Consider the following 21,524-nt stretch of genomic DNA (forward strand, 5'->3'; position numbering starts at 1 on the left):
GCCCTTGCCCGCAATATGTTGCACCACACACGGGTTCAAACCCGGCAAGGCGGGTCAAGGTATAAGGACAAGGCGAATGGCTGACGGATCGAACGACGTAAACGCAAAACCCACCGAAGACATCTCGGTCCGCGACGTATTCGGCTTTGACACGGAAATGAAAGTCAAAGGCTTTGCCGAGGCCACAGACCGCGTTCCGGTCGTCGACCCGACCTACAAGTTTGACCCTGAAACAACGCTGGCCATTCTGGCAGGTTTTTCGCACAACCGTCGCGTAATGATCCAAGGCTATCACGGCACCGGCAAATCGACCCATATCGAACAGGTCGCGGCGCGACTGAACTGGCCTGCCGTTCGTGTAAACTTGGACAGCCACATCAGCCGGATCGACCTGATAGGCAAGGATGCAATCAAGCTGCGTGACGGCAAGCAGGTCACTGAGTTCCACGAAGGCATCCTGCCCTGGGCGCTGCGCAATCCCGTCGCCATCGTATTCGACGAATACGATGCGGGTCGCGCGGACGTGATGTTCGTGATCCAGCGCGTGCTGGAGCATGACGGCAAGCTGACCCTGCTGGACCAGAACGAGATCATCACCCCGAACCCGAATTTCCGTCTGTTCGCCACCGCCAACACTGTAGGTCTCGGCGACACCACGGGCCTCTATCACGGCACCCAGCAGATCAACCAGGCCCAGATGGACCGCTGGTCGCTGGTTTCGACACTGAACTATCTGAGCCACGACGCCGAAACGATGATCGTGCTGTCGAAAGCCCCGCACTACAACACCGCCGAGGGCCGCAAGACCGTCAGCCAGATGGTCACCGTCGCCGACCTGACCCGGACCGCCTTCATGAACGGCGATCTGTCCACCGTCATGAGCCCACGAACCGTGATCAACTGGGCCCAGAACGCAGAGATTTTCCGCGACGTTGGCTATGCTTTCCGCCTGTCCTTCCTGAACAAGTGTGACGAACTGGAGCGCCAGACCGTGGCCGAGTTCTATCAGCGTTGTTTTGACGAGGAATTGCCCGAGAGCGCGGCGAGCGTGAGCCTGGGATAAGCCACTGAATTGCGCCCGCTTGCGGCCGCAATGCCTCCGGCGGGGATATTTTTAGCCAGATGAAGGCGGATCCGGTTTCTCTGCTATTGGATATTGGGTCTGCAATGTGAAAGGCTTGGGGACATGGTACAAAAGAACGACAACCCCGCTGATCCGTTCAAGAAGGCTCTGGCCGAAGCCACCAAGGTCATGGCCGATGACCCCGAGTTGTCGGTAACCTACACGGTTGATCCTTCTGGCATGTCCGGCGAGTCGATGCGCCTGCCCCAAGTGTCGCGACGAATGACACGCGAAGAGGTGCTTCTGGCGCGCGGCACGGCGGATGCTCTGGCATTGCAGCGCCGGTATCATGATGACGCGACCCATGCGCGCTATGCGCCTCCGGGTGATATGGCGCGGGATCTCTATGAGGCGATGGAGACCGCTCGCTGCGAGGCGATGGGCGCGCGGGATATGCCCGGCACCGCCAGCAATATCGACGTCAAAATCGGGCATGAGGCGATCCGGCGCGGCTATGACCAATGCAAGCAACCTGCCGATGCACCTTTGGCAGTGGCCGCGGGGTATTTGATCCGGCATCTGGCCACCGGGCGCGATCTGCCCCCTGCTGCCGAAAACATCATGAACCTGTGGCGTGGGTTCATCGAGGAACAAGCTGGTGGGACATTGGAGAATCTGGACGAGATTCTCTCGGATCAGGCCGAGTTTGCCAAGTTCGCGCGCCAGATGATCAAGGATCTTGGCTATGGCGACCAGCTGGGTGATGACCCCGATGAGCTGGATGACGAGCAGGAAGATCAGGGCGAGGAAGACGCAGAGGAGCAGCCCGATCCCGACAGCACCGGTCAGGATGATCAGGACGAGCAGGACGCGGATGCGACCCCTGAGCAATCTCAGGAAGAGCAGCAGGATCAGTCACAGGCTCAGGTCTCGATGGACGAGATGGCCGAGGATGAGTTGGGCGATGAAGCGGAGATGCCCGAAGGTGAAGCTCCGCTAGAGCCCCCTGCACCGTCTCCTGCGTCCGAGGCGGACCCGGATTATCGGGTTTATCTGGACACGTATGATGAAGAGATATCGGCAGAGGATCTGGCAGAACCGGCCGAGTTGGAACGTCTGCGGGCTTATTTGGATCAGCAGTTGGAGCCTCTGAAGGGGGCGGTTTCGCGTCTGGCAAACAAACTGCAACGCCGCCTTCAGGCGCAACAGAACCGTAGTTGGGAATTCGACCGCGAGGAAGGTATTCTGGACGCCGGTCGTTTGGCACGCGTTGTGGCGAACCCAACCACACCGCTGAGCTTCAAGGTCGAGAAAGATACCGAATTCCGCGATACAGTGGTGACGCTGCTGCTGGACAATTCGGGCTCGATGCGAGGACGCCCAATTTCCATTGCCGCCATCTGTGCGGATGTTCTGGCGCGTACATTGGAACGTTGCAATGTGAAGGTCGAGATCTTGGGCTTTACCACGCGGGCGTGGAAAGGCGGTCAGGCGCGCGAGGCTTGGTTGAACGATGGACGACCACAGCAACCCGGGCGCCTGAACGATCTGCGTCACATCGTCTACAAGGGTGCCGATGCGCCCTGGCGTCGGGCGCGACCCAATCTGGGCCTGATGATGAAAGAAGGCCTGCTGAAGGAAAACATTGACGGTGAGGCGCTGGAATGGGCGCACCGGCGGATGCTGGCGCGGCGCGAGCAGCGCAAGATCCTGATGGTGATTTCAGATGGTGCCCCGGTCGATGATTCCACGCTGAGCGTGAACCCGGCCAACTATCTGGAAAAACACCTGCGCGATGTGATCGCCATGGTGGAAAAGCGCAAGATAGTCGAGCTGCTGGCCATCGGGATCGGCCATGACGTGACCCGGTATTATGACCGCGCCGTGACCATCACAGATGTGGAACAGCTGGCAGGTGCAATGACCGAGCAACTGGCGGCCCTGTTCGACAGTGATCCACGTGCACGGGCGCGTGTAATGGGGATGAAAAAGGCCAGCTGAGGCTGGCCTTACCTCCGGTGGGAGAATTTTGGAAAAGAGGAAGCACCAGAGGGGTGTTCAGATCATGGCATCCTGATCTGGACATTTCCCCAGTTGCGCCTCAGGGTCTGCCGGAAACGCAGCGAAAGAGGCCTGTTATGTTCCAATCCTTTCAAGTGACCGCGCGCCCGGAACAGGGTCCACCAAGATTGGCCGCATTGCGGGCGGAGATGGCGCAGGCAGGTTTGGACGGGTTTCTGATCCCGCGCGCAGACGCCCATCAAGGGGAATACGTGGCCCCACGTGATGAACGCCTGGCCTGGTTGACCGGCTTTACGGGCTCGGCCGGGTTTTGTGTCGCACTGCGCGATGTGGCGGGGGTGTTCATTGACGGGCGGTATCGCACTCAGGTCAAGGCTCAGGTGGCCGAGGATTTCACACCGGTGCCCTGGCCTGAGGTCAGCCTGAGTACCTGGTTGAAAGAGCAACTGCCCGACGGGGGTAAAGTTGGGTTTGACCCTTGGCTGCACGCGGCAGGGCAGATTTCCAATGCAGAACAGGATTTGAAAGGCACTGGCATAAAATTGGTGCGTTGTGACAATCTTGTAGACCGGATCTGGGCGGATCAGCCCGCCCCGCCGATGAGCCCGGTCAAGGCGCATCCGATTGAGTTCGCCGGGGAAACGACAGACAGCAAGATTGCTCGTCTAGCTGAGGGTTTGCAAAGGGTTGGGTGCTGCGCGGCAGTGATCACCCTGCCGGACTCAATCATGTGGCTGTTGAACATTCGCGGATCGGACATAGCATATAACCCCGTGGCTCATGGGTTTGCTGTGTTGCACGCCGATGGCCGGGTCGATCTGTTCATGGCGACCGAAAAGCTGGCAGAGGTACGGGATCATTTGGGGCCGAGTGTGGCTGTCAACGACCCGCGGACGTTTCTGGATGCGATCGCGGTATTGGAAGGGCCGGTGCAGGTAGACGACGGCACGCTGCCTCAGATCGTGGCAGACGCGTTGGGCGACGCCATGACAGACAGGGGTGATCCTTGCGCCTTGCCCAAGGCCTGTAAAAATCCCGCTGAGATCGCAGGCACCGCCGAGGCACATTTGCGCGACGCGGTGGCTGTGATCGAGACCTTGTGCTGGCTGGACGAACAGGCCCCCGGCAGTGTGACCGAGACGCAAGTTGTCACACAACTGGAAGAGAACCGGCGCAAGGACAATGCGCTTCAGGATATTTCGTTCGACACCATAGCAGGGACTGGACCAAACGGTGCCATCATGCATTACCGCGTGACCGAAGAGACCGATAACCGGCTGGAAAACGGTCATATTCTAGTTCTGGACAGTGGCGGGCAGTATCTTGACGGCACCACCGACATTACCCGGACCGTTGCCATCGGTGATGTCGGCACAGAAGAAAAAACCTGTTTCACTCGTGTGCTAAAGGGCATGATTGCCATGTCGATGCTACGTTGGCCCGCCGGGCTGGCGGGGCGCGATATCGAATGCGTGGCGCGCGTGCCGTTGTGGTCGGCGGGGCAGGATTTCAATCATGGGGTTGGCCACGGGGTCGGTGCTTATCTGAGCGTGCATGAGGGGCCGCAGCGCCTGTCAAAAGTCAGCCATGTACCGCTAATGCCCGGTATGGTCCTGTCGAACGAACCGGGTTACTACCGCGAGGGAGCGTTTGGCATCCGCATCGAAAACCTTGTGGTCGTGGAAGAAGCCCCCGCCCTGCCCAGCAGCGACGCAGAGCGCACCATGCTGAACTGGCGCACACTGACTTTCGTGCCGATTGACCGCAGGCTGATCCTGGTGGATATGTTGACGCCTGACGAACGCGACTGGCTGAATGCCTATCATCGCGACGTCGCGGAAAAAATCCGCCCCAGGCTGGGACATGACGCGCAACTGTGGTTGGATGCCGCAACTGCGCCAATCTGACATCGACCTGTTACATAGAACGGGCAGAGGAGTGGCCCTAATACGACGACGGAAGGAAATGGAATGACTGAGATCACGATCCAAAAAGCGCCAGGCAAATGGAGTGTCCGCTCGGGCGGTGCGATTCTGGGCGAAACAAACAATGCGCTGGAACTGCATGAAGGCGACAAGGATCCTGTGATCTACTTCCCACGCAACGATATCGCGATGGCGTTTCTGGACCAGACTGACAAGGTGACCCACTGCCCCGGCAAGGGCGATGCGACCCATTTTTCCATCGTCAACAAATCATCCGTGACCCAAAACGCGGTCTGGAGCTATGAGAGCCCGATCCCGGCTGTGGCCGAGATCAAAGGTCATCTGGCGTTTTACCCGGTCGACTCGGTGAAGGTGGAGCAGATCTAGCGCAGCCTGAGACACATTGTGGGCCGCAGTTGACCTGTTGGTTATGAGGCGAACTGGTTTGAATCAGAAGCCCGCGACCGGATTGGGCTCTTGTTCGGCTGCTCTGCGGCGCGTGATCTCTTGTCGAATTAAACCAATATGCAATCGCGCGTCATATGCACCTTGACGGTAGGCAAGCGGTAACTTGAGGTTGGCAATGCTGGTGTCCAGTTCTTCGATGCTGTCGGCCACTGCATCCACGTCGCTTAGCGTCCGAGCCTGCCCCAACTCTTCCTCAAGCGCTGCGATCCGCTGATAAAAACGCCAGACACGGCGTTTCTGGAACCACACATACCCAGATGGAACGATCCGCAAAAGCGGTGCGAGGAAAAGTAAAGGCAACAGTAACAAAAGAACACGACCAAACTGCGCAGCAATCCAATAGGGCAAAATGGAATGCAACAAGTTTGGCCCGGAGTTTATCAGTTCCTCAGCAACTTCGTTTAATGGAGCGGGCGGAGACTCCGTTTTCGGGTATTCCCTTGAACCCTGCAGAATGTCGGGCTGTCCATGAATGATCTTAGCTGCGGTAACCAGCCGATCTGCGACGGCCGGGTGCAGATCAGGCCCGGCAATCATTGATGCCCTCAATGCAAGGATCTTTACATCCTCGGGCGGTCTTGGAGGATCAAGAGTGATCGACCCAGCAGGCACGGTCACCGAACTCGCCCCTCGGAGCTTCAGTGCAAGCGCGTCGACCAAAGCCATAGGGACGAAGTCTATGTTAGGATCAAAAATCGCGTCCATCAAATAAGGCGCATCCAGAGGTGCGACAAACAAAGCTGCATCAGCTTCGTTTGAATAGAGAGCATCGATGGCTTCTGAGCCACCCGCATCTACCAGCGTAATTCCCGTATCCTCAAGCTCTGCCGCTTCGATCAGGGCAATGGCAGCCGCGCGGGTTCCCGACCCTTCTGCCCCAGCGGCAAGGCGGATGCCCTCCCATTTCCCTGCATTTCCACCGATGGAGTTGGGCTTTCCGCGAAACACCACCATTGGTTCAAGAAAAATGGCTCCCAACGAATGCAAGTCACCATCTTGAGGAAGATCGAGACCACCTTGAACGAACGCGACATCGACGTCACCGGAAACAAGCTTCTCTATGTTCTCTACAGAACCTGCGGTCTCAACCAAATCAATGTGAATGCCGTCTCGGGCCAGTTCTGCTTTGTAAAGTTGCCCGATCTGCCAATAGCCCCCTCCGCTCACTCCGGTCGCAAGCCTTATGCTGCTGGGCGGTTTCAATCCAAGAATCAGAAACGCAATCATCCCGACAAACAGGATAGGAAGGAGAAGAAAGATGAGTACACGCATGAATTCTCACATTCAGATGATGCGAACTGTTTCTTAAATCTCGCTTGTCCGCATTCTTCGCGTCAATGAAAATCAATCGAGCGGAGCATTGAATAACGCGTTAGGCAAAAAGCCGGGCTGATCTTTAACTGGCAGAATTGGGGTAACCTTGGTCGCACGAAAGCTCAGTCGGCCAGCAACCATTTCCAGAAACGCCTCATCAATCAACCAGCCGGTTCTTATTTACGTGGCCACGGATCTTACGTCGGAACCGACCTCACACATCTGTGGTATGCAAGTGAGCGGTATTTACGGCACACTTCCTTCGGGTACTACCGGAGGGTCTCATGTCGATTACACGTCGCGGTTTTACAGGGCTGATCGGGGCCGGTGCACTTGCACCCGGCATGCTGTGGGCGCAGCAGGATCCGGTTCTAGAGGCATTGCGCAGCACATTGGACGGGCGCCGGACCGCGTTTGAGGACCAGATGGCTTACCTCAGGGATCGCGACCAGCCGGACGTTGTTCCCGGGTTGTTGACCGCGATGCGCTATGCAGATCGCCGACGGGATGAGATTGTCGAGGTGATGGAGGCCCTGACCGGACAGCGCTATGGTAACGACTGGTTCGAGTGGATGCTGTGGCAAGAACGGAACTCGCAGATTGTCCCCCACCCCTCGCTGATCCCGTTCAAACGCGAAGTTCTGCTGCAGATCGATCCGAACTTCGATGTGTTCCTGCGGCCAGAATATCTGCAACGCGACCGGATGAAGATACGGCTGGAAGAAATCGCGTGGGGCGGGGTGCATAAGGATGGCATTCCTTCGCTGGACAACCCGACCCTTATCTCGCCTTCGAATGCCGGATATCTGAAAGGCGACGATCTTGTTTTTGGCGTGGCCATCAACGGGGATGAGCGTGCCTATCCGCTTCGGATTATGGGGTGGCACGAGATGTTCAACGAGGTGATCGGCGGTGTGCCCGTAGCGCTGGCTTATTGCACGCTCTGTGGATCGGGTATCTTGTTTGAAACACAGGTTTCGGGGCGACGAAAACCGTTCGTTTTCGGATCGTCAGGTTTCCTCTATCGGTCGAACAAGCTGATGTTTGATCGCGAGACACATTCGCTGTGGAATCAATACACCGGCAAACCTGTTGTGGGGCCCTTGGTGAACAGCGGGATCGCGTTGAAACAGCGCCCGGTGGTGATCACAACTTGGGACAGTTGGAAAAATTCGCACCCCAAAACGCGCGTCCTGTCGCTGAACACCGGGCATCGACGCAACTATGGCTCGGGGGTTGTGTACCGGGATTATTTCGCCTCAAGCGAGTTGATGTTCCCCGCTGTAGTGGAAGAGTCACGACATCGGCAGAAAGATTACATTTTTGCCGTGCGTCAGTTCGGGGCCGCGCGGGCCTGGCCGCTGAAGGCATTTGAAAGCAAGCCGGTGATCAATGACGCCATTGCGCAGACACCGCTGGTTCTGATCGGCGATCCAAAGGAACGCAGCGTGCGCGCCTACGAGCGTAAGGGCCATACGTTCAAAGCTACGCAAAGCGGTTTGCAAGATGGCGCAGGTCAAAGCTGGACCGTGACCGAAGACGCGTTGATCGGACCGGATGGCACGCGCTTGTCGCGGGTTGCAGGTCATATCTCGTACTGGTTTGCATGGGACAATTACTTGGGAGATGCCGCCAGCGTTTTTGGCGGGTAACGCTTAGGAATGCTCCTCTGCCGCCGTTGCAGCCAAAGCTCGGTTATACGCCTTGAGCGCGTCAACGTGATAGAGCGCCCCTACAGGCGTTTCTGATCCATCCGATTCGATAATGACAACCGGGATACAAGGGATGTCATCATGGGCAAAATAGGGCATCGCAGCTTCCAACGTGGCGCTGGCTTGAATGCACATGCCCTGCTCGATCAATTCCAGGGCCTGTTCCTTTGTAATCGAACGCGGATCGCCGATAGGGCGCATCACCGTCCCGGCGCGCAGCATGGCCAAAAGGTAAGCCTGCGGTCCGGCAGCCAGATGAACATCACGCCGTTCCAGCTGTGTCAGGAAAAAAGACCGGTCCACAAGACGCGAGGCCAGTGCCGTGGACATGGAAACCGTCACCATCACGGCAAGACCGATCTGCCAGTCACCAGTCAGTTCAAAAACAATCAGTGTGGTTGAGATAGGGGCGCCCAGAACCGCCGCAGCTACAGCACCCATTCCGGCAAAGGCATAAAGCGTGTGGGTGCCGGAGACATCCGGCAACAACCCTGTGGCGATCAGACCAAAGGCCAGTCCCGTCAGCGCACCTACCATAAGAGAAGGAGAGAACACCCCACCCCCCATGCGCCCGCCCATGGTAATCGCCACCGCAACTGTCTTGGTCACCGCAAACAGAATGGCCGTGGTCAGCACTAAATCACCGGTCAGGGCGCGAATTGTCGTCTCATACCCCACGCCGATGATATGCGGGAACCAGATTGCCATCAGCCCCAGCATCGCGCCAGACACCGCCGGGCGCAGCCAACCCGGGATGGACAGACGATTCTGGATATGGCTGCCGATATCCTCGGCAAAAAAGATTGACCGCATCAGCAGCAGCGCCACAAAGCCGCAGATCAGGCCAAGGATCAGGAATGCCGGAAGCTCGACATAGAATTGCAGCGATCCCGGCGTCTCCAGTGTGAATTCGGTAACGTCGCCATATTCCAGCCGGTTGATCACCGTTCCGGCAACCGAGGCGATGACGATTGGTGCAAAGGCATGAACGGCGAAATGGCGCAGCACAACCTCGAGCGCGAATAAAGCCCCGGCGATGGGCGCGTTGAAGCTGGCTGATACGGCGGCTGCGACCGCACAGCCCAGCAGGTCGCGGCCCGTGATCCCATCCGCGTGAATGCGGTTGCTGACCCATGTGGAGATGACACCGGCCATATGCACCACAGGGCCTTCGCGCCCAGTTGACCCCCCGGAACTGAGCGTGATCAGCGAAGCAAAAAACGAAGCGATGCCCGCCTTGACCTCGACTCGCCCGTCAGTGACCGCAGAGCCTTCGATGACATCAGCTACGGACCGTACACGCCCGTCATTGGTGAACCGGTTCAAGATCACGCCCACAACCAGACCACCGATGATGGGAATGATCAGGACCATGAACCAGGGTAGTTTTTCGACATGGCTGTGCAGCAGCAGGATATCATCGGTGTCATAAAGATAAGTCTGCAAGGCTCGGATGGCTTTACGGAAACCAAGCGCCATGAACCCTGCCGCGATACCGATGGCCAGTGCGATGAACCAGAACTGGATCTGGCTTGGGCCCCGATGCAGCATCACCCGCCACGCATCCTTGATCGCGGCCAGAGCCTGATTGAACTGGTTGCGCAGAACGGTGCGGGTCGATTGGGTCATTGGCCCTCGGGGATCATCACTTACACCTTAGTAAGCCACGGAGCGCCCATATAAAAGTGAGATAGCGACAGTGTGAGCATCAATTCACGCCATAGGCACGTCAGGTCTGCAGCAAGGCCCGGGCGGCAGCGCGCGCTTCTTCGGTTATGCTGTCGCCTGCCACCATGCGCGCGATCTCGTCCACACGGTCCGGTTCGGCCAAGGGAATAACGGTGGACAGGGTTTGCCCCTCTGTCACATGTTTCTGCACGCGCCAGTGATGCGCGGCGCGGGCGGCCACTTGGGGGGAATGGGTGACAACCAGCACCTGTCCGCCCTGTGCCAGCGATGCCAGCCTGCGTCCAACCGCATCCGCCGTAGCGCCGCCAACACCGCGGTCGATCTCGTCAAAGATCATCGTACGGGCGCTGTCATCCCCTGTCAGGCAGACCTTGAGCGCCAGCAGGAAGCGGCTGAGCTCGCCCCCCGAAGCAATCTTGTTCAGCGGCCCTGCCGGAGCACCGGGATTGGTAGCCACGGTGAAGGCCACCGCGTCGGTGCCCTCGGGGCCCGGCTCAGACGGGGTGACTTCAGTTTCGAACACAGCGCGTTCCATCTTGAGTGGGGCGAGTTCGGCCATGACGGCCGTGTCCAACCGCCCTGCTGCGGCAGTACGGGCTGCGCTGAGCGCGGCGGCGACAGTGTCATAGGCAGCCTTCGCCGTATCCACGGCTGCACGTTTATCTGCCAGATCGGCATCACCTGCATCCAAGCGATTCAGGCGGTCGCGCAGCGTTTCGGCAAAAACCCCCAGCTCATCCGGAGTCACGTCATGCTTGCGGGCCAACGCACGGATGGCAAACAGGCGTTCCTCGGCCTGTTCCAGTTCCACCGGGTTGAAATCCAACGCCTGAAGGCAGGCGTTTACACCGTCCTGCGCCTCACCCAGTTCGATCATTGCACGCCCCAACGCGGCAATCGGATCCTCCAATTGGCCACCCGCATTGTCAGACGCACCTTCCAGCCAGCGGATGGCGTCGGACATCGCCCCTTCGGCCCCATCGCCGGACAGCAAGGCAAAGGCACGCGCAACGTCGTCGCGGATACGCTCGGCCCCTTGCATCATGCGGCGGCGAGCATCCAGTTCGGCGTCTTCACCGGGTTGTGGATCCAACTGGTCCAGTTCGGCCACAGCGTGGCGCAGGAATTCTTCTTCGCTACGGACAACCGCCAGAGCGGCCTCTGTCTCTGCCAGGGCTTTGCGGGTGCGCGACATTTCAGTCCAGGCCGCGCGGACCTTGGCCAGTTGGTCCGAGACCCCGGCGAAGTCGTCCAGCATCGCCCGGTGACCGCGCGGGTTCAGCAGCCCTCGGTCGTCATGCTGGCCGTGCAGTTCGATCAGAGTCTCGGAGAGCGCCCGCAATACCTCGCCCGAGCAGCGGCGGTCATTGACCCAAGCGGTCTTGCGCCCCTCGGCGGTGTTGACGCGGCGCAGAATCAGTTCTTCACCACCCGGCAGGCCAGCTTCGGCCAGAATCGAATGCGCTGGGTGATCGGTGGAGAGTTGAAACTCGGCGACAACTTCGCCCTGTGCAGAACCTTGCCGCACCAATTCGGCCCGTCCGCGCCAGCCCAGAACGAAACCCAGCGAATCCAGAAGAATCGACTTGCCCGCACCGGTCTCGCCCGTCAACGCGTTCAGCCCCGGTTGGAACGTCAGCTCCAACCGATCGATGATCAGCATGTCGCGGATATCAAGGGCGCGTAGCATCCGGTCGTTAGCGTCCCAGACCAAAGGCCATGGCGATTACAACCACTCACCTTTGATGGTTTGACGATAGATCGTGTTCAGCCAGTTGTTTCCACGGCTCTTGAGTTTCAGCCCGCGCGAGGTCAGCAGCTTATAGGCATCGTCATACCATTCCGTGGATTGATAGTTATATCCAAGGATTGCCCCCGCAGACTGCGCTTCATCCAGCAGTCCGAGGGACAGATAAGCCTCGACCAGACGATACAGCGCTTCGGCGGTATGAGAGGTGGTCTGGAAGTCTTCGACGACAACGCGGAATCGGTTGATCGCCGCGATGTAGTGATCCTGACGCAGGTAATAGCGCCCAATCTCCATCTCCTTACCGGCAAGATGGTCGAAAGCCAGATCGAATTTCAGAACCGCCGAGGTGGCGTATTCGCTGTCAGGGTAGACCTCGATCACAGTGCGCAACGATTGCAGTGCCTGGAAGGTCAGGCCCTGATCGCGGCCAACCTCATCGATCTGGTCATAATAGCTGAGTGCCAGCAGGTATTGCGCGTAGGCTGCGTCTTCATCCGTCGGGTAGAAGTCGATATAGCGCTGCGCCGCAGCCCGGCTTTCTTCGTAGTTCTTGTCCGAATGGAATGAAAACGCCTGCATGATCAGCGCGCGTTTGGCCCAATCGGAATAAGGATACAGACGTTCGACTTCCGAGAAGTACCACGCTGCATCGTCCGAACGATTCTGCGACAGTTCGTATTCACCACGCGTAAAAATCTGCTCGGGCGTGAACCCTTCCAGATTCTGATCGCGGTCAGCGCCTTTGTTACTGCATGCTGTCAAAACTGCTGCCAGAAGAATCGCACCTGCGAACCTGACTGCCGCTTTGCTGCCAACCATACCGCCCATCCTTGTCGTCTTACTTAATGGGGCTCGCCCCGAATTGAGCCATGGTCTAGCACAGAAAATTCCGGTGCAAAACGCCTTATGCAACTTCTGGCGTAAATGTCGTCAGAGTTGATCGGCTCAGGCAACTTCGGGAATTTCGTTCACGATCAACCCTTGCCCCGGCAGACGCGCGGCCTGTTGCGGTGTGCACAGAACCGGACGCACGGCACCCGGCGTTTCAAACAGGTTGCACAACAAGGTGTTGGTCAGGGAATGGCCCGACTTGTTACCGGTGAAGTGGCCCAGAATCGGACCACCTGCCAGATAAAGATCGCCCAGTGCATCCAGCATCTTGTGACGCACAGCTTCGTCCGCACGGCGGAAGCCGCCGGGCGTCAGCACCTCGTCGCCCTGAACAACAACGGCATTGTCCAGTGTACCACCCAAGGCCAGACCGTTGGCACGCATGGCTTCGACATCGGTGCGACGGCAGAACGTACGGCAATCGCTGAGCTCGCGTGCAAAAGAACCGTTGCGCATATCCAGCGTTTTCGTCTGGCTGCCGATGGCGCTGTCTTCGAAATCGATGTGGAAGTCGATGATCAGGCCGTCCGCAGGCACGATGCTGGCGTCTGCGCCTTCGCGTGACGCGGTCACGGGTTTCAGAACTTCATAGGCCAGAACCGGGCTGGCCTGGCGGCGCACGCCCTTGGACATGATTCCGCGCACGAAATCGATCGACGACCCATCCATAATCGGAACTTCGGGACCGTCAATCTCGATCAACGCGTTGTGGACACCACACCCGGCCAGCGCAGCCATGATATGTTCGATGGTCGAGACCGATACACCCGCCTCATTCACCAGGCGGGTGCAGAGCGGCGTACGCTCGACCGCATGGTAGATAGCAGGGATCATTGCATCGCCCAGATGAATATCCGTCCGTTTGAACCAGATTCCGTGACCGGCGGCAGCGGGCTTGAGAACCATGGTGGCGGGTTGGCCGCCGTGCAGCCCAACGCCTTTGAACGTGACCGGAGATTTGAGCGTATGTTGCAAAATGGGCCTCGGTGAGCAGTGTCCAGCCTGCGAGGGCTGTGTTGGACACTCAGTTAAGGAAGCCTGCGTCAAGGCTCAACTCACTCTTTGTAACCGAATGAAACATGTATGTAACAGATCGGCAAAACCCTGCTTACATCTTCGTAAGATACCATTTTCAAACAATAAAGGGCCGCTGAGAAGCGGCCCTGTGAGTGGATTTTGTTACCGCGATCAGTTGGCTTGACGGCGCAGGAAGGCGGGAATTTCAATACGATCCTGTTCCGGGTCGGCCTCATCCTGGGCCGGTGCGGTGGCTTCGGACTGGCGCAAAACGGGCTGCTGACGTGGTGCTTGCGCCGGTGTATCCGCAGCATGGCCGGTCATCCGATCAATCAGTCGATTGAAGCCAAAACGCGAGCGTTCTTCAGGTTCAGGCTGCGAACCAACCTCGGGCTGACGCGGCTCAGCCGGGCGTTGCGGCGCTGAAGGAACCTTTTGAACCGCCGCCTGCAAACGTTGGAGCGCTTCGGGCGACGGTGTGCCTGCGGCCTGATGCCCGCGTGGCGCGACATAGCTTTCGGGCGCATGTTCGATATGCTCGGGCTGAGGTTCGAATTCGGCCACGCGCGGCTGGTAAGCCGGCGGTGGCAGGTCGTCGCTCTCACGCTCGTCACGCGGTTGGAACTGCGGTTGCGCAGGCTCTTCTGCGGCCTCAAACAGCGAAGGTTCGCGAGTTTCTTCCATCTGAGGCGCCGCGTCCGCCACTTCTGCTGCAACAGGTGCTTCTTCCTGAACGTGCTCTTCCGCCGAAACGGTGCGGGTCAGCGGCTCGGACATCGAGCGGCGCGCAACCGGCACATCTGCGGATTTTTCGCTGGCGTCGATGCCGGTGGCAACGACCGATACGCGCATTCCACCTTCCATCACGGTGTCCAGAGTCGACCCTACAATGATGTTCGCTTCTGGATCCACTTCCTCGCGAATACGATTGGCGGCTTCGTCCAGTTCGAACAGGGTCAGGTCGTGGCTGCCAGTGATGTTGATCAGCACGCCCTTCGCGCCCTTGAGGCTGATTTCGTCCAACAGCGGGTTGGCAATGGCTTTTTCCGCCGCCTGAACAGCGCGATCTTCACCGGTCGCTTCACCGGTGCCCATCATCGCCTTGCCCATTTCGTCCATCACCGCGCGAACGTCGGCAAAGTCGAGGTTGATCAGGCCCGGACGCACCATCAGGTCCGTCACCCCCTTAACCCCTTGGTACAGAACGTCGTCCGCCATCGAGAACGCCTCGGTAAAGGTGGTTTTCTCATTGGCCAGGCGGAACAGGTTCTGGTTGGGGATGATGATCAGCGTGTCGACAACCTGTTGCAGCGCTTCAACACCGTCTTCGGCCTGACGCATCCGCTTGGCCCCTTCGAACTGGAAAGGTTTGGTGACAACACCAACGGTCAGAACGCCCAGTTCACGGGCGGCTTGTGCGATGATCGGTGCGGCGCCGGTGCCGGTGCCACCGCCCATACCAGCAGTGATGAAGCACATATGAGCCCCAGCCAGATGATCGACGATCTGTTCAATGCTCTCTTCGGCAGCAGCAGCCCCCACGGTCGGACGTGCCCCTGCCCCCAGACCTTCGGTGACTTTCACGCCCAGTTGCACACGTGCCGAGGACTGACTTTGCTGCAGTGCTTGCGCGTCGGTGTTGGCGACCACAAAGTCGACACCGTCCAGCTGTTTCTCAATCATGTTGTTGACAGCGTTCCCGCCTGCACCGCCAACGCCAAATACTGTAATCCGAGGCTTCAGTTCGTCGTGCCCGGGCATCGAAAGATTCAATGTCATGCTCTGTCCGCCTGTATTTTTGTCCCGCCAAAGCGGTGTTTTTCTTACCTATCCTTGGACGATTCTAGCCGGATGATGCGAAAAGGTCACGTCAAAAATCGCGTTTCACCACAAAATATGGAGGAAATAAGGCACGAACCGGCGGCATTTTGCAGGCTCTGCCAGATGTAGCGGAAACATTGGCGATCATCACAAGACACCCGACAGGCCGCGAAGGTTTTGCTACCCTTCACGCTCTGATAGATCGTCATTCACACTGCGGAAAACTGCTCAGGTCCTGCCGCGAGACCTCTGACGGGCCTTGTGGATATCTTGAGGGATAAATCGTCCTGCCGCAACCGGATTTTTCAACTGGTCGGGGCATTTGGGCAGTTCAAGCTGCTTTCCGTAATGCTGCGCACTTCTTGAATCTCTCCGTCCACGAAGGAGGCGAGCCGCACCATCAGGCGGTCTTCGTGCAAGAAGGGCCACCAACAGACAGGAATTCCATCCGGGTCGTTGTCATAGAGAAAGCAGATCTGACCGTTTTGCGTGGTAATTTGCCCATAAACACAGCCACGCCCTTCTTCCCGCCAAACCGAGACGTGGCGGTTCAGAAATTGCTCGGTCCCGACCAGTTCTCCACTGCGAATCTCATAAAACATGAGTGATTTGCCAACAGCCGCATCTAGAAATGCGTCCGGCGTGATCATGCTCTGGGCCATGGCCCAACCGGGCAGCAGGGCAACGCTCAGCGCGGCCCCTCGCAGATGTTTACCAATTATCACGAAACCACCGCACGGCGCGCTTGAACGGGCGCGCAGCATAGGTGTCGACTGGGATCTCGAAGTCCCACCATTCATCCTGCGGGTGGGCCGCAAACAGGCTGAGACCCACGGCAGAGGAAAACGCGGGACCCGTTGCCGATTGCGGCAAGCCATGTACACGCAGCGGGCGTCCCAGGCGCACGCGCTGCCCCAGAATGCGGGTAGCAAGCCCATCCAGCCCCATGATCTGACTGCCGCCCCCGGTCAGAACGATCTGTTGGCTTGGCATATGTTCGAACCCGGCGGCATCCAGCCGCACGCGGACTTCTTCCAGAATTTCTTCGACGCGCGGACGCATGATGCCGATCAGCTCGGCCCGGCTGACAGTGCGACGGTCATGTTCCCAGTCGCCCGTGTCGCCACCAATGTCGATCATGTCCCGGTCATCGGCCCCGGTTGCGTGAACGCCCCCATTGAAGGTTTTGATCCGTTCGGCCACTGCCGCTGGCACACCCAGACCCATCGAGATGTCGCTGGTCACATGATCGCCGCCCATGCCGACGCAATCCGCGTAGATCATGTGTTTTTTCATGAAGATCGACACGCTGGTGGTGCCACCGCCCATATCAATACAGGCTGCGCCAAGCTCTTGTTCATCTTCGACCAACGCTGAAACGCCCGAGACATAGGCCGAGTTGGCAATGCCTGCCAGCTCAAGGTCACAGCGCTTGATACAGCGCACGATGTTCTGGATCGCCGTCGCATCGACAGTCAGCATATGCATGTCGACCGCAAGGCTTTGGCCCATCTGTCCGCGCGGATCAATCAGGCCAGAACGGTTGTCCAGCGCAAAGTTCACTGGTTGCGCATGCAGTACCTCGCGCCCCTCGCCGTAATCGGGCACGTCACAGGCGTTCAAAACGCGTCCAACCTCGGCCTCGGACACAAGCTGACCGTCAAGGTCCACCTGCGCGTCCAACCCGTATGAGCGAGGGTTGGCCCCCGAGAAACAGGCAATCACGTGATCAACACGGATATCGGCCATTTTCTGCGCCGCCTGCAGCGCGGTGCGAATGGCGCGTTCGGTTTCCTGCATGGCGGTGACTTCGCCAAATTGCACTCCGCGAGAGCGCGTGGTCGCCGCTCCGATGACGCGGAACCCAGTCTGACCGGCCATCGAGCCGATGGTGTTGTCTTCACTCAGTCGGCCAGTGCCGTCAAAACGCAAAACAAGGCAGGCAATTTTGGAACTGCCCACGTCCAGAATGGCGATCACACCGCGTTGCAAAGCCTGCCGCCGCATCTGCCGCATGGCACGTTGGGACTGATAAAGATCGGTCATCATTGTCGTTACTGCCCGTTACTCACATTCACTTTTGTATTCCACCAGTCTTCGCTGGCGGCTTTGGTCATTCGGATGGTTGGACGCTGGCCAAGGCGCATATCCACCACGGCCACGTCGCGTTCCAGAAGGTCCTGCACTTCGTTCACAGCAAGCACGCGCTCCAGCGCGCGCACCGGGCGGTCGGTCGGCAGCATGATGCGCTGACCGCGGTCCAGAACCAGATCCCAGCGCCGCTCGCCCACACGTACAAGCCCGCGCACTCGATTGCCCAGGCTGCGCGAAGTCCGGAATAGCTCGAGCGCTTCAGCCACATGGGCATCCGCGCCCCTGCCCGCAATCAACGGCAGGTCAACATGATCCTTGCGCGAGGGGGTTTCCTTGACATGGGCTCCGGTTTCATCCAGCAGCTCCAACCCATCGCGGGTGCGCCAGACGATCACGGGTTGCCGCTCGACCACATCCACTTGCAGGATGCCGCCCGGGCGGATGCGCACGGTTGCGGATTTCACCGGGTCCAGCCCAGTGATCGTGTCGCGCATATGCTCGACGTCCAGATCCCAGGAACTGATCGGGAAATCCAGAGGCACAACCTCGCGAATATCCTCGGACAGGCTGGTCCCCGCCCCATCGATGGCCATCAGATTGACCATGAATTCGGGGCGGTCCTGAATCGAGGTGCGGATATCGGCGGCAAAGGCCATGACAGCCTCGCGTCGCTCTTCCGAGGCGAAGTAAAGCCCAACGGCTGCCGCAACGGCGCAGAGTGGCAGACCCACTTTGACGCCCATGCGAATGCCCGGCGTCAGCATCCATCGCTGGAGCCGATAGCTGAGACGCGAAGGCGCCGGATCGCTGCGGCGCGCAGTGCGTGAAAACACCCGTGCCCCACGCAGGCGCAAAAGCGGCTCGGTCTCATGCGGTTCTGTGTCCGCCGAGGCGAAATCAGCATCCGGCCCCGAAAGGGGTTTGGACCGATGGATTTCCAACGAACGGCTGGCGGTCAGCGGTCGCATGTGGCGTCCTCCACCATCCAGGCGCAAAGCTGGCCGAATGTCATGCCCAGATGGGCGGCCTGTTCCGGGGCCAGCGATGTAGGCGTCATGCCGGGTTGAGTGTTGGTCTCCAGCAGAAACAGACCATCGGCGCCCATGCTGTCATCCCACCGAAAATCGGTACGGCTGACGCCCCTACATCCCAAGGCATCATGCGCCCGCCCTGCGTAGTCCGTGCAGCGGTCAAAGATGTCTTGCGGGATATCGGCGGGCAACACATGCCAAGACCCGCCGGGCTTGTACTTGGCATCATAATCGTACCAACCGCCATCAATCATGATCTCGGTCACGGTCAGGGCGCGGTCGCCCATCACGGTCACGGTCAGTTCGCGCCCTGCCACGTATTTTTCGACCATGATCTGATCGGGCATATCTTCAGACAATTGCGGCGGGCCGTTGGCGTTTTCGTGCACGATGTAGATGCCGACGCTGGAGCCTTCGTTGTTCGGCTTGGCCACGTAAGGCGGTTCCAGCACGTGCGCTTCGATCACTGCAGTTTTCGGAACGATCAAACTGGGAACTACGGGCAGCCCTACGGCCTGATACACTTCCTTGCTACGCTGTTTATCCATCGCCAGGGCCGAGGCCAGCACGCCAGAGTGCGTATAGGGAATCCGCATCCATTCCAGCAGACCCTGAACGCAACCGTCTTCACCCCAGCGGCCATGCAGGGCATTGAAAACCACATCCGGCTTGATGTCCAAAAGGCGCGCATAGAGGTCGGGACCTGCGTCCAGCTCGACCACTTCAAAACCTTCTCCCACAAGGGCGGCTGCGCATTCGCGCCCAGAACTGAGAGACACCTCGCGTTCCGCCGAGGGTCCACCCATCAATACCACCACTTTGGGGTTTGTCCTGCTCGACATACCCAACGTGCGCCTCAATGTCCCCGGACCTTATGTCTTGGTCCGTACTGCGTTTATGCCTTTGATCCGTCGCCTGAATTTGCCTGTTATTGGTCTGACGGTTGGGGCTTTATTCTTTCAGCGGATCTCCGACCCGCATGATTTCCCACTCTAGCGTGATGCCGCTTGTTTCGTAAACCTTTTTTCGCACTTCTTCACCCAAACCCTCAAGGTCAGCAGCGGTGGCGGTGCCGGTATTGATCAGGAAATTCGAGTGTTTGGAACTCATCTGCGCACCGCCAAGCGTCGCGCCACGCATCCCTGCATCGTCGATCACTTTCCACGCCTTAAGATCATGCACGTCATCCGCCTGACCCGTCGAGGAAAACCCCGCCGGGTTGCGAAAGGTCGACCCTGCGCTACGGTCCTTGGTCGGCTGGGTTTCGTCGCGCTTTTTCAGCTGCGCTTCCATGCGGGCATGGAGGTCTTCGGGACTGCCCGACGGGCCTTCAAACGTGGCGGAAACTAACACTGCTCCTTCGGGCAGGTCTGTTTGTCGATAGCGGAAATTTAGGTCATCCGGCGTGAGGTTCAGAACCTCACCGCACCTTGTGACAATGGTGGCCTTTTGCAGCACATCCGCCGTGTAGCTGCCATAGCATCCCGCGTTCATCCGCACTGCCCCACCGATCGAGCCGGGGATGGTCCTCAGAAACGTAAGGTCCACCCCCGCGTCCGCCGCCTTGCGTGCCACATGAGCATCCAGCGCGGCAGACCCGGCAGTGACGGTGGTTCCGTCGACCTCAATCCTGTTGAATCCGCGCCCCAACCGAATCACCACTGCGCGCAGGCCACCATCCCGCACGATCAGGTTCGAACCAACCCCCATTGGGAAGACAGGAACATCTGACGGAAGATCACGCAGAAACGCCTGCAGGTCTTCGAGGTCGGCAGGTTGGAACAGGTAGTCCGCCGGGCCGCCAACACGCAGCCAGGTGAGGTCGTTCAGCGGGCGTGCCGAGTTCAGGCGCCCCCGAACTTCAGGCAGGTTGCTCATGCGTTTGACTTTGCGGCCAGCCCGCGCCCACCAACGCCGCCGGCGATCACAGCAAGCAGGAAGGGCAGGACCGAGCCGGTCAGCCAGACGAAGGGTCCGAATGCCTGTTCTTCTTCACCTGTTCCGACGCCCGCCAGCATTACGATCAGCACCAAGGCACCAGCCGAGGTCAGGCCGATGAGCCATAACAAACCCCTGATTCCGATCCACCGCCCGGCAACAAACCCGGCTACAGCACCAAGGATCAAAGAAATGAGCGGCAGATAAGCGAAAGTGGCGATGTCGACCATGGAGCCTCCTGAAAACGACCGTTACTTATTGGCCGCCTTCATGCCCTGCATTTTTGTCTTTGTCCAACGGGTCAGGTAAATCATCGGCCAGCGCAGCATGGACATGCCCATCCCCAGTACCAACAGGCCGATCCACGGGCCGTGCTGGTACGTGACATAGCCCAGGATCGGGATTCCCACGGCGATCAGGATGTAAGCCCGTGTCCAGTGGTTATCCTTGCTGGGGATCATCGCAAGAATATTGGCAGACAAGCCCCAAAGAGCGGCCAGAGCGAGGGACCAGCTCATTCTGCCACCTCTCGGCCCGTCCATTTGCGCCAGTAATAGCGGATCGGGTTGCGGAACATCGACACGAAGCCACCAAAGGCGAGAACAGACCAAACCCAGCCGTGGCCATATCCCAACCAAACGATCAGAACCGGCGCGCAGATCAAAAGGACGATCCCAGGAGGGAATTGCAGCCGCATCGGCAGCATCGCCACAACGGTCGCACAGATCACCCAGAGGGCCGCAAAGATTACGGAATAATCCATTTCCCCTCCGAAGGTCGGTGATGGCG

General features: G+C 58.8%; 19 protein-coding genes. 5 read left to right on the forward strand and 14 right to left on the reverse strand.

The genetic code is table 11. From position 1 onward, the window contains the following. Positions 1–76 precede the first annotated feature (76 nt). From cobS to AC2FJZ_RS03065, 4 genes are all read left to right on the forward strand, one after another. Positions 77–1,063, forward strand: a complete 987-nt coding sequence (gene cobS, locus AC2FJZ_RS03050) for a cobaltochelatase subunit CobS (protein ID WP_050602823.1) — start codon at positions 77–79, stop codon at positions 1,061–1,063. Between the two features lie 123 nt (positions 1,064–1,186). Further along, complete coding sequence (cobT, locus tag AC2FJZ_RS03055; RefSeq protein ID WP_496667813.1) at positions 1,187–3,064, forward strand: cobaltochelatase subunit CobT; 1,878 nt, start codon at positions 1,187–1,189, stop codon at positions 3,062–3,064. Positions 3,065–3,201: 137 nt separating this feature from the next. Then, complete coding sequence (locus AC2FJZ_RS03060; RefSeq protein WP_496776023.1) at positions 3,202–4,992, forward strand: aminopeptidase P family protein; 1,791 nt, start codon at positions 3,202–3,204, stop codon at positions 4,990–4,992. Positions 4,993–5,055: 63 nt separating this feature from the next. Then, the gene (locus AC2FJZ_RS03065; RefSeq protein WP_496667811.1) at positions 5,056–5,397 is read left to right on the forward strand and encodes a DUF427 domain-containing protein; all 342 of its coding nucleotides are present in this window, start codon (positions 5,056–5,058) and stop codon (positions 5,395–5,397) included. A 63-nt stretch (positions 5,398–5,460) separates the two neighbouring features. Here AC2FJZ_RS03065 and AC2FJZ_RS03070 read toward each other — a convergent pair whose 3' ends face one another. After that, positions 5,461–6,750, reverse strand: a complete 1,290-nt coding sequence (locus tag AC2FJZ_RS03070) for a TAXI family TRAP transporter solute-binding subunit (protein WP_496776024.1) — start codon at positions 6,748–6,750, stop codon at positions 5,461–5,463. Between the two features lie 326 nt (positions 6,751–7,076). Between AC2FJZ_RS03070 and AC2FJZ_RS03075 the strand changes: the two genes are divergently transcribed. Beyond that, the gene (locus AC2FJZ_RS03075; RefSeq protein ID WP_496776025.1) at positions 7,077–8,444 is read left to right on the forward strand and encodes a DUF3179 domain-containing protein; all 1,368 of its coding nucleotides are present in this window, start codon (positions 7,077–7,079) and stop codon (positions 8,442–8,444) included. 3 nt (positions 8,445–8,447) lie between these two features. On the opposite strand, the gene AC2FJZ_RS03080 is transcribed toward AC2FJZ_RS03075, so the two are convergent. The 13 genes from AC2FJZ_RS03080 to AC2FJZ_RS03140 all read right to left on the reverse strand — a co-directional run bounded on the left by AC2FJZ_RS03080 (position 8,448) and on the right by AC2FJZ_RS03140 (position 21,498). Next, positions 8,448–10,133, reverse strand: coding sequence for a chloride channel protein (locus AC2FJZ_RS03080; protein WP_496776026.1), 1,686 nt, complete (start codon positions 10,131–10,133; stop codon positions 8,448–8,450). 100 nt (positions 10,134–10,233) lie between these two features. Continuing rightward, positions 10,234–11,883, reverse strand: a complete 1,650-nt coding sequence (recN, locus tag AC2FJZ_RS03085) for a DNA repair protein RecN (protein WP_496776027.1) — start codon at positions 11,881–11,883, stop codon at positions 10,234–10,236. A 36-nt stretch (positions 11,884–11,919) separates the two neighbouring features. After that, positions 11,920–12,762, reverse strand: coding sequence for an outer membrane protein assembly factor BamD (locus AC2FJZ_RS03090; RefSeq protein ID WP_496667806.1), 843 nt, complete (start codon positions 12,760–12,762; stop codon positions 11,920–11,922). A gap of 126 nt (positions 12,763–12,888) precedes the next feature. After that, a complete protein-coding gene (gene lpxC / locus AC2FJZ_RS03095; protein ID WP_496776028.1) occupies positions 12,889–13,809 on the reverse strand; it encodes a UDP-3-O-acyl-N-acetylglucosamine deacetylase in 921 nt (306 codons plus the stop codon). Positions 13,810–14,022: 213 nt separating this feature from the next. After that, complete coding sequence (gene ftsZ / locus AC2FJZ_RS03100; RefSeq protein WP_496667804.1) at positions 14,023–15,630, reverse strand: cell division protein FtsZ; 1,608 nt, start codon at positions 15,628–15,630, stop codon at positions 14,023–14,025. Positions 15,631–15,977: 347 nt separating this feature from the next. Next, positions 15,978–16,397 (reverse strand): hypothetical protein, encoded by a 420-nt coding sequence (locus AC2FJZ_RS03105; protein WP_496776029.1) that lies wholly within the window; start codon positions 16,395–16,397, stop codon positions 15,978–15,980. Then, a complete protein-coding gene (gene ftsA / locus AC2FJZ_RS03110) occupies positions 16,384–17,718 on the reverse strand; it encodes a cell division protein FtsA (protein WP_050603019.1) in 1,335 nt (444 codons plus the stop codon). Before ftsA ends, AC2FJZ_RS03105 begins: the two co-directional genes overlap by 14 nt. A gap of 8 nt (positions 17,719–17,726) precedes the next feature. Further along, positions 17,727–18,734 (reverse strand): cell division protein FtsQ/DivIB, encoded by a 1,008-nt coding sequence (locus AC2FJZ_RS03115; protein ID WP_496667802.1) that lies wholly within the window; start codon positions 18,732–18,734, stop codon positions 17,727–17,729. Further along, a complete protein-coding gene (locus tag AC2FJZ_RS03120) occupies positions 18,722–19,645 on the reverse strand; it encodes a D-alanine--D-alanine ligase (protein ID WP_496776030.1) in 924 nt (307 codons plus the stop codon). Before AC2FJZ_RS03120 ends, AC2FJZ_RS03115 begins: the two co-directional genes overlap by 13 nt. A 103-nt stretch (positions 19,646–19,748) precedes the next feature. Then, positions 19,749–20,675, reverse strand: a complete 927-nt coding sequence (gene murB, locus AC2FJZ_RS03125) for a UDP-N-acetylmuramate dehydrogenase (RefSeq protein ID WP_496776031.1) — start codon at positions 20,673–20,675, stop codon at positions 19,749–19,751. Beyond that, positions 20,672–20,965, reverse strand: a complete 294-nt coding sequence (locus tag AC2FJZ_RS03130) for a hypothetical protein (protein WP_050602836.1) — start codon at positions 20,963–20,965, stop codon at positions 20,672–20,674. The genes murB and AC2FJZ_RS03130 overlap by 4 nt, the downstream gene beginning before the upstream one ends. Positions 20,966–20,986: 21 nt before the next feature. Continuing rightward, the gene (locus AC2FJZ_RS03135) at positions 20,987–21,253 is read right to left on the reverse strand and encodes a DUF2484 family protein (RefSeq protein ID WP_496776032.1); all 267 of its coding nucleotides are present in this window, start codon (positions 21,251–21,253) and stop codon (positions 20,987–20,989) included. Next, the gene (locus AC2FJZ_RS03140; protein ID WP_050602838.1) at positions 21,250–21,498 is read right to left on the reverse strand and encodes a DUF2484 family protein; all 249 of its coding nucleotides are present in this window, start codon (positions 21,496–21,498) and stop codon (positions 21,250–21,252) included. Before AC2FJZ_RS03140 ends, AC2FJZ_RS03135 begins: the two co-directional genes overlap by 4 nt. Positions 21,499–21,524: the final 26 nt, after the last annotated feature.

The organism is Ruegeria sp. CDSA079, assembly GCF_059612245.1.

Excerpts from the sequence above, each read along its gene's own strand:
- AC2FJZ_RS03060 (WP_496776023.1), top strand. The coding sequence starts at position 3,202 with ATGTTCCAATCCTTTCAAGTGACCGCGCGCCCGGAACAGGGTCCACCA.
- AC2FJZ_RS03115 (WP_496667802.1), bottom strand. The coding sequence starts at position 18,734 with ATGCGACCGCTGACCGCCAGCCGTTCGTTGGAAATCCATCGGTCCAAA.
- cobT (WP_496667813.1), top strand. The coding sequence starts at position 1,187 with ATGGTACAAAAGAACGACAACCCCGCTGATCCGTTCAAGAAGGCTCTG.
- murB (WP_496776031.1), bottom strand. The coding sequence starts at position 20,675 with ATGAGCAACCTGCCTGAAGTTCGGGGGCGCCTGAACTCGGCACGCCCG.
- cobS (WP_050602823.1), top strand. The coding sequence starts at position 77 with ATGGCTGACGGATCGAACGACGTAAACGCAAAACCCACCGAAGACATC.
- ftsA (WP_050603019.1), bottom strand. The coding sequence starts at position 17,718 with ATGACCGATCTTTATCAGTCCCAACGTGCCATGCGGCAGATGCGGCGG.
- AC2FJZ_RS03130 (WP_050602836.1), bottom strand. The coding sequence starts at position 20,965 with ATGGTCGACATCGCCACTTTCGCTTATCTGCCGCTCATTTCTTTGATC.
- AC2FJZ_RS03140 (WP_050602838.1), bottom strand. The coding sequence starts at position 21,498 with ATGGATTATTCCGTAATCTTTGCGGCCCTCTGGGTGATCTGTGCGACC.
- recN (WP_496776027.1), bottom strand. The coding sequence starts at position 11,883 with ATGCTACGCGCCCTTGATATCCGCGACATGCTGATCATCGATCGGTTG.
- AC2FJZ_RS03075 (WP_496776025.1), top strand. The coding sequence starts at position 7,077 with ATGTCGATTACACGTCGCGGTTTTACAGGGCTGATCGGGGCCGGTGCA.
- AC2FJZ_RS03070 (WP_496776024.1), bottom strand. The coding sequence starts at position 6,750 with ATGCGTGTACTCATCTTTCTTCTCCTTCCTATCCTGTTTGTCGGGATG.
- ftsZ (WP_496667804.1), bottom strand. The coding sequence starts at position 15,630 with ATGACATTGAATCTTTCGATGCCCGGGCACGACGAACTGAAGCCTCGG.
- AC2FJZ_RS03135 (WP_496776032.1), bottom strand. The coding sequence starts at position 21,253 with ATGAGCTGGTCCCTCGCTCTGGCCGCTCTTTGGGGCTTGTCTGCCAAT.
- AC2FJZ_RS03065 (WP_496667811.1), top strand. The coding sequence starts at position 5,056 with ATGACTGAGATCACGATCCAAAAAGCGCCAGGCAAATGGAGTGTCCGC.
- AC2FJZ_RS03090 (WP_496667806.1), bottom strand. The coding sequence starts at position 12,762 with ATGGTTGGCAGCAAAGCGGCAGTCAGGTTCGCAGGTGCGATTCTTCTG.
- AC2FJZ_RS03080 (WP_496776026.1), bottom strand. The coding sequence starts at position 10,133 with ATGACCCAATCGACCCGCACCGTTCTGCGCAACCAGTTCAATCAGGCT.